The organism is Butyrivibrio sp. MB2005 (genome assembly GCF_000424285.1).
In the GTDB taxonomy this organism is placed as follows: domain Bacteria; phylum Bacillota; class Clostridia; order Lachnospirales; family Lachnospiraceae; genus Butyrivibrio.
Window position 1 is genome coordinate 1 of sequence record NZ_KE384161.1, and the last position, 11,136, is coordinate 11,136.

Sequence of the window (11,136 nt, forward strand, 5' to 3'; positions counted from 1 at the left end):
AGCCCGCCTCATAACCGCATACGAAGATAGTATCGTTTCCGTAGACGGTGCGAAGGAATTCCAGATACTTCAGGACTTCCTTATAATCTGCGGGTGTTCTTCTGGAATAGGAGCCTTTCTCTTTCTCCAGAGTATAAGCACAAAGTGTAAAACTTTCTTTGTGGACATCCATTCCTACGTAAACTGTGGTATTATTCATTTGTGACCTCCTTTTGTATGCGGTAATCCCTGTTACCATTTGTTTTAGCAACTATAGTATACAGGTAAATCCACGTTGCTACAAAATGGAGGTCATTACATATTGTCTAAAGTAGCAAAAACGCAACCTATGATCAATGTATTTTACCTATTCCAGAGAGTACATTGATTGTGGAGGTGATGAATATGATTTTTTCTGAGAAATTGCAATTGATTCGAAAAAGTAAAGGTATGACCCAGGAGGAGCTTGCTGAAAAGCTGGATGTTTCAAGGCAGGCTGTTGCAAAATGGGAGTCCGGTCAGGTGTACCCTGATATAAGTAATCTCATTCAGATCAGAAATCTGTTCAATGTTACGGTGGATTATCTGGTTCGTGATCAGGAATGCATGGTAAGTTTTGATACCAAGGAAGAGAGTGACATCAGTAAGCTGATTGACTTTAGACTTGAAGCCAACGTTAATACCTATGCTGCATATATGAATGAGACTACTCCTACAAGGTATGATTCCCACGATTTTTCATATAGCAATGGTCCATATACATATCACGATACGTATGTAGGCGGTGAACAGTTTGCAGGTGAAGAGGCCATTTGGCTGGATGGGAAAATACAGTATGCCATGAACTATTTGGGGCGGGTTCTTGATGAGCGTTTCAGCGGGGATTTCTTAAAAGAATCACTTAGAAAAGCAGATAGAAATATGCCTTACAGAGGACCAGAATACTATCAATCAGGAGAGTATACCTATAAATGCAGCGTCACTGGGGATTTTCACTGGTTTCAGGGTTATGAGGAGATTTGCTGTAACAATTTAAGAGTATATGAGTGTTATTTTCATGGTGGTTTAATGAAGTAGAACTACGATGTTATATTATCAGCTCCAATATCACACAGAAAAATCTGTTTTTTGTGATAGGATGAAAAGGCAGGATATAGAGGGAAATTTCTGAAATTTATGCGGTATAAATTGTGAATTACACTATATTTGGAGGAGAAGGTATGTTACCGACAGCAGAAGAAGCATTGCAGGAATTAAAAATCGCAGAGGAGCGTAATCCCGGACCCTGGGTTAAGCACTCAATTAATACCGGAATAGCAGCCAGAAATATTGCGGAGAAAATTCCCGGTATGGATTCAGAAAAAGCGTATATTGTGGGGCTTTTGCACGATATTGGCAGAAGAGTAAAATATGGATTTGTTGATATTCCAACCCATGTATATGAAGGTTACAAATACTGCATGGAAAAAGGCTGGGATGAAGCGGCCAGGATCTGTATGACTCATTCCTATCTTCAGATGAAGGATGAGTTTATGGGTTATGAGCCTGAGGCAGAACACGAAAAAGCTATAAAAGAATTTATCATGAATACTGAAGCTGATGACTATGACAGACTCATACAGCTTTGTGATTCTCTTGCCACAGATTATGGCTTTGTTATTTTGGAGAAAAGATTTGTAGACGTCACAAGACGTTATGGAATCATGGAAGATTACATCAAGGGTTGGGAGATAGCCTTTGGTATTAAAGAGGATTTTGAAAAGCAGATGGGATGTTCAATCTATGACGTGCTTCCTGATATAGGAAAGACTACCCTTCTTACGCCAAAACCGTGGAAACCACCGGTTGTTAGTGAAGATAAAGCAAATGCGGAAGAATGTGCATCCTGAAATTCTAAAATAGCATGGAAGAAAAAATGGTAATACATCCTATACCACCGGTCTATGATGAAAATTCAAAGGTACTGATTTTGGGGAGCTTCCCTTCTGTGAAATCAAGGGAAGCCTGCTTTTTCTATGGCCATCCCCAGAATCGTTTTTGGAAGCTGATTGCAGCAATATTCGAAGATGATCAGCCGGAGACAATTGAAGAGAAAAGAGCCTTTTTACTTAGGCATAATATTGCAGTGTGGGACGTTATAAAATCTTGTGATATAACGGGCTCATCGGATGCGAGCATAAAGAATGTTGTTCCCAATGATCTTAGTATTATCCTGGAAACAGCAGATATTAGAAATATATATGTGAATGGCAAAACTGCTTATAAATATTACGAAAAGTACACAAAGCCACTGATAGACAGAGAAGCAGTTTGTCTTCCCTCTACAAGTCCGGCAAATGCTGCTTGGAATATGGAACGACTTAAAAATGAATGGAAAGTTTTGAGGGAATAAATATCAGTACAATTATGGAGGAAAGGTATGTTACCAACAGCGGAAGAGGCATTATAGGAATTAGAATTGGCTGGGACTATAAAGTATCAGAGCGTGGTATTATGTTACATAGGGGAAAACTATAATTATGTTTAAAGATTACTATGAGAGACTACTTTTGCAGCTGTCCAAGGATTATAACTGTACGCCAGAGGACCTTCAGGCGAAGGAGAATATAATTACTGTTTCAAAGCTTAATGAGGGCAGAAGGAGTTACAGCCCCGGTGTACCGTTATTGGAAATGGTGACCCTTGGCGGGAATACGGTTATTATGGCAGACGAGCGCCTGCATGAGTTCCTTCGGAATCTGATCAAAGACGTAGAGGGACACAGACTGTTTGAGTTTGAAAACCTAAAGAAAATCGACAATGAGATAAGGCAGTACGGATATCAGATGGCTTCGACACATCATATGTTTTTGCCTTCATGCGATGTCCAGGTTGAAGAAAGATTTCAGGTAAAATGGTTTTACGATGATGAGATTAATGAATTTTATGGAGACTCAAGGTTCCCGAATGCCATAGCATATCCGGCGCCCTGTCCTGTAAGACCTGACAAAATCACAGTCGTTGCCATGGAAGGGGATAAAATTGTAGGAATGGCGGGATGCTCTGAGGATGCACCCGGTTGGCAGCAGGTTGGAATTGATGTTATTCCGGAATATCGCTCAAGGGGAATTGGAACCTATCTGGTGATGCTGCTTAAAAACAAAGTAATTGAAAGGGGCGAAGTGCCTTTTTATGGCACAGCAGCCGCCAATACTCATTCTCAGAATATCGCCATAAATTGCGGCTTCAGGCCCACATGGGTGGAAACAGAAGCTGTGAAGATAGAAGAATGAGACTAAAGAATAAAGTAAATGGAGAAATATTAAAGTGAGCTTTTCATCAATTATCGAGAGTATTGACAGCTTTTTATGGGGATGGCCGTTGATTGTCCTGCTGTTTGGTACTCATCTTTTTATGACCTTTAAGACCGGATTTATTCAGAAGGAAATCTTTAAGGCCATAAAGCTGTCGGTTACAAAGGACCCTGATGTTGAGGGAGATGTATCCCAGTTTGGCGCCCTTACGACAGCACTTTCATCCACAATCGGAACAGGAAATATTATCGGTGTCGGAACAGCTATCGCTCTGGGAGGGCCGGGAGCGGTTCTGTGGATGTGGCTGACAGGTATTTTCGGAATTGCCACCAAGTACGCTGAGACGCTGATCGCTGTAAAATATCGTGTAAAAAGTGAAGATGGTTCAATGCTTGGCGGAGCCATGTACGCCTTAGACAGAGGGCTTAACAAAAAGTGGCTTGGAATTGTCTTTTCCATGCTGGCATCAATCTGTGCTTTTGGTATTGGATGCTCAGTTCAGGCCAATGCCGTTGTGGCTAATGTGAGACAGAACTTTGCAACAGATGAGGCTTCCGGGAAAATTATCACCTATATTACAGCCGCTGTACTTTGTATTGTGGTTGGCCTTGTTATCTTGGGCGGAATAAAGTCCATAACCAGCGTATCTGAAAAACTGGTACCGTTCATGGCCGCATTTTACGTACTTGGTTGTATCATTATTCTTGTGATGAACGCAGGTGTACTTGGAGAAACAGTTGTAACCATAGTGACTTCCGCATTTTCCACAAGGGCAGCAGGAGGCGGATTTATCGGTAGTACTATAACAGCTGCCTGCAGGTACGGATTCGCCAGAGGACTTTTTTCCAATGAGTCCGGTATGGGTTCAGCACCCCTGGTAGCTTCTGCAGCGCAGACAAGAAACCCCAAGAGACAGGCCCTTGTATCCATGACAGGAACCTTCTGGGATACAGTAGTAGTGTGTCTGATGACAGGCCTGGTGCTGGTTTCCAGTATAATAAAGCATCCATCCATAGATGCTCTTAGCGGAAACGGATCGGAACTTACCTCAATGGCATTTTCCATGATACCGGTTATCGGAGCTCCTGTACTTGTGGTAGGGCTTGTGACCTTTGCCTTTTCAACTATTCTTGGGTGGTATTATTATGGTGAGCGCTGTGCAGTTTATCTGTTTGGCGAAAAGGTTATTATTATTTACAAGATTCTTTGGATATTGGGAATCCTTGCAGGTTCTCTTGTAGAACTTAATCTTATATGGAACATCGCGGATCTCTTAAACGGACTGATGGCAATTCCCAACGTTATCGCTGTTTTGCTCCTTACAGGAACTATCGTGGAGGAGACAAAAAAATTCAGCGGAGAACATATAGAGGATAAGGATGATTCAGAAATCCCGGTTATAAAGAATTCAAAAAAGGGAGTTCTGGGCTAAGGAAAGCTGGATTCCGTAAGGAAATCAAGATAGCTTTATAGTACCTTAAATGTTTGATACAATATTGGTTAGAGGTATCAGATATGAGAATACTTAGAGGGGTAAAGACGATTTTTGGCTTGCTGAAGGACCTTTGGACCATGAGCCCAAGCGAAAAATCGGATTTTTATAAAAAGAAATGTGAATACTATCAGGGCATAGTTGAGCTTAGTCTGATCGTGGCATGTTTGACTACCATTTGCTTTATTTATTCAGATTACATGATAAATGGATCTGTCTTTCCCACGCTCATTCCCAGGTTATCCATTTTGGCATTTATCGCTGTGTTCTTTATTGTTACGAACATAAACGAAAGTACCAGGGTAATGGTTGTCATGGACTTTTTCCTTGGACATGGAATGGTCATTGCAGCGAGCTGGACAGCATATAATCTTATTGATAACAGCAATTCAATTACGGGAATCATTATAGTAAATCTTCTTTGGATTGTTATTGGATTTGTGTCAACGCCGGAAGATACCATCATAAATGGAATTGTGTTCATCATTGAAATCTTCATCACAAATATGTTTAACCATTACACTAATTATGAAGTAATTCTTTCGCTGGAGATTCCCTGCATAATTGGTATCATGGTTGTTCATTACATTATGACGGCATTTTATCTTGATCATTACAGAGTATCTCAGAAGCTTGAATTATCAATGATTACTGACCCTCTGACTTCCGTATATAACAGACATCTCTTGGAAAAAATTGTTTCCGGAAATGCTTTAAAGTTTATTTCTCCTGATGAGCGTATAGCTGTAGCCATGGTGGATATCGACGATTTTAAGAAAGTCAATGATGAGAATGGTCACTACACCGGTGATTTGACCCTTTTTTATATGGGTAAGAAACTGTCCGGAGAGACTCATAAGGATGACTATGTTATTCGATATGGTGGCGAAGAATTCGTTATAATCCTAAGAAATTGTGACATAAACGATGCATACAAGCGTATGGAACAATTCAGAATTGATGTTGAAAATGCTACAGACAGACCTGTGCCGTTTACAATTTCGGTAGGTATATCAAGCTATAGCGGTGATTATTCCGATACTCTTATGAAAGCAGATGAAGCTCTCTATAAGGCTAAGAATACAGGTAAAAATAAGGTTGTTGTAAATTAGGTATAGATAGACAGAAGGGGAGCGCAAGTAAAGCGCTTCCCTTTTTTATGCCGGTATGTCATGAAATATCTGAAGATGGTATTATGTACATATATAATTTGGCAGGCATTATGATTTGAGATGCATGAAAAGGACAAAAAATAATGGAAGAAAAAGCACACAAGAGAAGAGTTCATTACTCAGGAAAATATCCAAAGAAATTTGAGGAAAAATATAAAGAACAGAACCCTGAAAAATATGCAGATACTGTTGCCCGCGTTATAGCTAAGGGCTCTACCCCGGCGGGGATGCACATATCCATCATGGTAAAGGAGATTCTGGATTTTCTCGATATAAAGCCGGGGCAAAAAGGCCTTGACTGTACCCTTGGATATGGCGGACATACCTCTAAAATGCTGGAAAAGCTACAGGGAAGCGGATGCATCTACGGCCTTGACGTTGATCCAATTGAATCCAAAAAGACAATTGAAAGGCTTCGGGCAGCAGGCTTTGGAGAGGATGTTTTTCAGTTCAGACTTATAAATTTTGCCAACATAGATGAAGTTTCCAAGGAAGCAGGAAAATTTGATTTCGTTCTTGCGGATCTTGGTGTATCATCAATGCAAATAGATGATCCAAAGAGAGGATTTTCTTATAAAATTGACGGACCCCTTGATCTAAGACTTGATCCTGACCATGGTGAGTCTGCTGCAGAGAGACTTCATAATATTACGAAAGAAGAGTTCATTGGAATGATGATTGAGAATTCCGATGAGCCCTATGCTAAAGAAATCGCAGACAAGGTCTTTATGCTTATGAGTAAAGGAAAGCCCATGGATACCACAACAGAGCTCAGAGAAGCTATAGAGTCCGCATTGTGGAAGGTTCCAAAGGAAGAGAAGGAGCAGGCCATAAAGAAGTCCTGCGCAAGAGTTTTTCAGGCTCTCCGAATAGATGTAAACAGCGAGTTTGAGGTTCTCTATTCATTCCTTGAAAAGCTTCCCGGAATCCTTAATCCCGGCGGCCGCGTGGCGATCCTTACCTTCCATTCAGGCGAGGACAGGCTTGTTAAAAAATCCTTTAAGGAGCTAAAAAAGCAGGGAATTTACAGCGACGTTTCAAGTGATGTAATCCGTCCTTCCAAGGAGGAGTGCAGACTAAACCCCAGAAGTAAGTCCACCAAAATGAGATGGGCAATAAAACAGAATTAAAATATGAGGAGATAAAAATGCAGAATAAACTCATCGATCTTCAGCACATCACAAAATCCTACGGAAGCTCAACAATACTGGACGATCTGAATCTCTATATCAGAGAGAATGAGTTTGTGACGCTCCTTGGACCCTCCGGCTGTGGTAAGACCACCACACTTAGAATAATCGGAGGGTTTGAGACACCGGATTCCGGTGCCGTTATGTTTCAGGGAAAAGATATCACATCTCTTCCTGCCAACAAGAGGGAAGTAAATACTGTATTCCAGAAGTATGCCCTTTTCCCGCATATGACCATTGCAGAAAATATTGCATTTGGTCTTAAAATCAAAAAGAAATCCCAATCGTATATAAACGATAAGATCAAATACGCGCTAAAGCTTGTAAATATGGACGGCTTTGGAGACAGAATGCCCGATTCACTGTCAGGCGGACAGCAGCAGAGAATAGCAATAGCTAGGGCTATCGTTAATGAACCCAAGGTATTGCTCCTCGACGAGCCATTAGGAGCTCTTGACCTTAAACTTCGCCAGGACATGCAGTACGAGCTTATAAGGCTTAAAAATGAGCTTGGCATCACCTTTGTGTATGTAACCCATGATCAGGAAGAAGCTCTAACCATGTCTGACACAATAGTAGTTATGAATCAGGGATACATCCAGCAGATAGGAACTCCAACAGACATCTATAACGAGCCGCAAAACACCTTTGTGGCAGACTTTATAGGAGATTCAAATATCCTCTCAGGAATTATGATAAAAGATAAGCTTGTTGAGATTCTCGGGGCAAGGTTTGACTGCGTAGATACAGGGTTTGGGGAAAATAACCCTGTAGACGTGGTTATAAGACCTGAGGATATTGATCTTACAGAGCCTGAAAAGGGAACCATCGAGGGCATTGTAACTGACGTTATCTTCAAGGGGGTTCACTATGAAATGTGCGTAATGGCAAGGGGCTTTGAGTTCGTGGTCCATTCCACAGATTGCGTTCCTGTGGATTCAAGAGTAGGAATCCATGTGGATCCCTTTGATATTCAGATAATGCACAAGGCTGAATATGATGATGAGAAAGCGGTGGAAATAGATGAGTGATAAACGTGTAAGATTCCTGGCTTCTCCCTATATTATCTGGAGCGCAGGCTTTATAATCATTCCTTTGTGTCTTGTAATTTACTATGCTTTTACAGACGCATCCGGGGCATTTTCCTTTGATAATGTGGCGGATATTATTTCCTATGTAAACATCAAGGCACTGATGCTATCAATGGCATTTTCATTTGGGGCTACCCTTATCTGCCTTATAATCGCATACCCGCTGGCACTGATACTTTCAACGGTTGTAAGCAGCAACTCATCGATACTGTCACTTTTATTTATACTTCCCATGTGGATGAATTCCCTGCTCAGAACCTATGCATGGCAAAATATCCTTGAAAGAAAAGGCGTGATTAACGGCATCCTTTCAGCTCTTAGTCTTCCGCCTCTTTATATAATCAATAAGCCGCAGGCAATACTTCTTGGTATGGTCTACGATTTTCTGCCTTTCATGATCCTGCCTGTCTATAATTCCGTTTCAAGAATAGACAAGGATCTTATTAACGCTGCAAAGGACCTTGGCGCAGGCTACAAGGAAATCTTCTTACGAGTTATATGGCCCCTAAGCCTTCCCGGCGTCATCTCTGGTATCACCATGGTCTTCGTGCCAAGTCTTACCACCTTCGTAATTTCAGATATTTTGGGCGGAGGAAAAATACTACTTATCGGTAATGTAATTGAGCAGCTCTTTACTCAGGATTCCGACTGGAACGCCGGAGCCGGGCTTTCTGTGGTGCTGATGGTATTTATTGTTATCAGTATGCTCATCACATCCAAATATGACAGGGAGGATATCAGATGAAAAAGACACTTGGACATATATATCTGACTCTGGTTCTGATATTCATGTACGCGCCTATCGCAACCCTTATGATCCTGTCCTTCAACTCCAGTAAATCCCGCTCCCATTTTGGCGGCTTTACCCTGGATTGGTACATAGGGCTTCTTGAAAATGAAGAAGTAATGAAGGCCTTTCAGACTACCATAATACTTGCCTCCCTTTCAGCTTTTATCGCTACGGTTCTTGGAACGGCTGCATGTACAGGCATGCTTTTTATGAAAAAAAGAAGCAGAAGCATCATCATGGGCGTAACCAACATTCCGATGCTTAATGCGGATATCGTTACCGGCGTAAGCCTTATGCTTCTGTTCATTGCAGCAAGAGCTACAATGGGCTTTACAACTGTGCTTTTGGCACATATCACTTTCAATATTCCATACGTAATTTTGTCCGTTATGCCCCGCTACAGAGAGCTTAAGATAAGCACCTACGAGGCAGCCCTGGATCTTGGAGCAACACCTTTGTATGCATTTTTCAAGGTGGTACTTCCTGATCTTATGGGAGCAATCCTTTCAGGCTTTATTATGAGCTTTACCATGTCCCTTGATGATTTCATCATTACCCATTTCACCCAGGGACCTGGATTTGATACACTCTCAACCAAGATATATTCAGAAGTAAAAAAGGGAATCAACCCTGAAGTATATGCGCTTTCAACCATCATGTTCCTAACGATCCTTATTCTCCTGTTCCTGGTAAACTACAGGCCTTGGACAAAACGTCCAGAGGGAGAAATCCGCGTAAGAACCAGAAAAGAAGTGGTTGTAAGTTCCGGAAACGGAGGCGCTATATGAGAAAACGTTTATTACTAGCATGCCTCTTTTTAATGGTGACAGGGCTTTCCGGCTGCGCCAAAAGCGAATCATCAGAAAATAAAAATGATAATGTCGTATATGTTTACAACTGGGGTGAATATATTGATCCCGAGATTCTCACCATGTTTAAGGAAGAGACCGGCATAGAAGTCGTCTATGATGAATATGAGACCAATGAGATAATGTATCCCAAGATTAAGGCAGGCGCTGTGAAGTACGATCTGGTCTGTCCATCGGATTACATGATAAAAAAGATGATCGACAACGATCTTCTTGAGGAAATCAACTTCGACAATGTTCCGAACTATGTAAATATCGGTGATGACTACTGGGCTCAGGCTGTCAGCTACGACCCGGAAAACCGCTATTCTGTGCCCTATGTATGGGGAACCGTGGGCATTCTTTACAACAAGACCATGGTAAAAGAGAAGGTGGATTCCTGGTCCATACTCTGGGATCCAAAATACAAGGACGAGATTTTGATGCAGGATTCTGTAAGGGATGCCTTCATGGTGGCAGAAAAATACCTTGGCTATTCCATGAACACCACTGATGAAGACGAGCTTCAGGAATCCAAAAAGCTGTTGCAGCAGCAAAAATCCTTAGTTCAGGCCTATGTCATCGACCAGGTCCGCGACAAGATGATAGGAAATGAAGCAGCCATTGGAGTAATCTATTCAGGCGAAGCTATATTTACCCAGCGCGAAAATCCCGATCTTGACTATGTGATTCCCAAGGAAGGAACAGCCCTATGGATGGACTCCTGGGTAATTCCAAAAGGCGCAAGGCATAAGGAAAATGCGGAAAAGTTCATAAATTATCTTTGTCGTCCCGATATAGCCTGTCTGAATTTTGAGTATATCACTTACTCAACGCCCAATATTCCGGCAAGAGACCTGATAGAGGATGAAGATATCCGTCATTCACCCATAGCATTCCCTGATCTTTCCAAGTACAATCTGGAGGTTCAGGTAAGCCTTGGGGAAGAAGCCGACCGCCACTTAAGCGATTTGTGGAGAGAAGTAAAGTCATATTAGATACAGATATCAACCGGGCCTGTCTATATTTTAAGTAGACAGGCCTATTATTTTTCCATTCAAACAAAAATCTTGTTGAAATAAATAAAACCATTTGTTTTTGAACAGAAATGACAACAAAAATGTCGTAAATGACATTTTTCTATACAAATTGCCCATAAAAACTATTCCACCCAAAAGCTTTTGATGATAACATGAAGAAACCTTGAAGGAGAAATGACACGGGGAGTCATCCTGATAGGTGATTTGGGGAAACTCTTTTAGAAATGATAAAAGGGTCAGC

The 11,136-nt window shown here is 41.4% G+C and carries 9 protein-coding genes and 2 pseudogenes; 10 read left to right on the top strand and 1 reads right to left on the bottom strand.

The genetic code is table 11. The features are described from left to right. Nucleotides 1–199: pseudogene (locus tag G610_RS0118910) on the bottom strand (IS110 family transposase); the annotation flags it as partial. 185 nt (nucleotides 200–384) lie between these two features. On the opposite strand from G610_RS0118910, the gene G610_RS0118915 reads away from it, so the two are divergent. From G610_RS0118915 to G610_RS24060, 10 genes and pseudogenes are all read left to right on the top strand, one after another. Further along, the gene (locus G610_RS0118915; protein ID WP_026526000.1) at nucleotides 385–1,056 is read left to right on the top strand and encodes a DUF5680 domain-containing protein; all 672 of its coding nucleotides are present in this window, start codon (nucleotides 385–387) and stop codon (nucleotides 1,054–1,056) included. 143 nt (nucleotides 1,057–1,199) lie between these two features. Then, the gene (locus tag G610_RS0118920; protein WP_026526001.1) at nucleotides 1,200–1,868 is read left to right on the top strand and encodes an HD domain-containing protein; all 669 of its coding nucleotides are present in this window, start codon (nucleotides 1,200–1,202) and stop codon (nucleotides 1,866–1,868) included. A gap of 26 nt (nucleotides 1,869–1,894) precedes the next feature. Further along, the gene (locus G610_RS0118925; RefSeq protein WP_155831072.1) at nucleotides 1,895–2,371 is read left to right on the top strand and encodes a DNA-deoxyinosine glycosylase; all 477 of its coding nucleotides are present in this window, start codon (nucleotides 1,895–1,897) and stop codon (nucleotides 2,369–2,371) included. A 127-nt stretch (nucleotides 2,372–2,498) separates the two neighbouring features. Further along, on the top strand, nucleotides 2,499–3,251 hold the full coding sequence (locus G610_RS0118930; RefSeq protein ID WP_026526003.1) for a GNAT family N-acetyltransferase: 753 nt from the start codon (nucleotides 2,499–2,501) through the stop codon (nucleotides 3,249–3,251). Nucleotides 3,252–3,279: 28 nt separating this feature from the next. Continuing rightward, on the top strand, nucleotides 3,280–4,704 hold the full coding sequence (locus G610_RS0118935; RefSeq protein WP_026526004.1) for an alanine/glycine:cation symporter family protein: 1,425 nt from the start codon (nucleotides 3,280–3,282) through the stop codon (nucleotides 4,702–4,704). 83 nt (nucleotides 4,705–4,787) lie between these two features. Then, entirely contained in the window at nucleotides 4,788–5,876 is a 1,089-nt protein-coding gene (locus tag G610_RS0118940) for a GGDEF domain-containing protein (protein WP_026526005.1), read from the top strand. Between the two features lie 143 nt (nucleotides 5,877–6,019). Then, nucleotides 6,020–7,066, top strand: a complete 1,047-nt coding sequence (rsmH, locus tag G610_RS0118945) for a 16S rRNA (cytosine(1402)-N(4))-methyltransferase RsmH (RefSeq protein ID WP_051198140.1) — start codon at nucleotides 6,020–6,022, stop codon at nucleotides 7,064–7,066. A gap of 17 nt (nucleotides 7,067–7,083) precedes the next feature. After that, entirely contained in the window at nucleotides 7,084–8,157 is a 1,074-nt protein-coding gene (locus G610_RS0118950; protein WP_026526007.1) for an ABC transporter ATP-binding protein, read from the top strand. Continuing rightward, nucleotides 8,150–8,962 carry an ABC transporter permease gene (locus G610_RS0118955; protein ID WP_026526008.1) on the top strand — a complete coding sequence of 271 codons (813 nt, stop codon included), beginning with the start codon at nucleotides 8,150–8,152 and terminating at the stop codon, nucleotides 8,960–8,962. Before G610_RS0118950 ends, G610_RS0118955 begins: the two co-directional genes overlap by 8 nt. Next, a pseudogene (locus tag G610_RS24060) lies at nucleotides 8,959–10,853 on the top strand (extracellular solute-binding protein). Before G610_RS0118955 ends, G610_RS24060 begins: the two are co-directional and overlap by 4 nt. Nucleotides 10,854–11,136: the final 283 nt, after the last annotated feature.

Excerpts from the sequence above, each read along its gene's own strand:
- G610_RS0118950 (WP_026526007.1), top strand. The coding sequence starts at position 7,084 with ATGCAGAATAAACTCATCGATCTTCAGCACATCACAAAATCCTACGGA.
- rsmH (WP_051198140.1), top strand. The coding sequence starts at position 6,020 with ATGGAAGAAAAAGCACACAAGAGAAGAGTTCATTACTCAGGAAAATAT.
- G610_RS0118930 (WP_026526003.1), top strand. The coding sequence starts at position 2,499 with ATGTTTAAAGATTACTATGAGAGACTACTTTTGCAGCTGTCCAAGGAT.
- G610_RS0118940 (WP_026526005.1), top strand. The coding sequence starts at position 4,788 with ATGAGAATACTTAGAGGGGTAAAGACGATTTTTGGCTTGCTGAAGGAC.
- G610_RS0118925 (WP_155831072.1), top strand. The coding sequence starts at position 1,895 with ATGGTAATACATCCTATACCACCGGTCTATGATGAAAATTCAAAGGTA.
- G610_RS0118955 (WP_026526008.1), top strand. The coding sequence starts at position 8,150 with ATGAGTGATAAACGTGTAAGATTCCTGGCTTCTCCCTATATTATCTGG.
- G610_RS0118920 (WP_026526001.1), top strand. The coding sequence starts at position 1,200 with ATGTTACCGACAGCAGAAGAAGCATTGCAGGAATTAAAAATCGCAGAG.
- G610_RS0118915 (WP_026526000.1), top strand. The coding sequence starts at position 385 with ATGATTTTTTCTGAGAAATTGCAATTGATTCGAAAAAGTAAAGGTATG.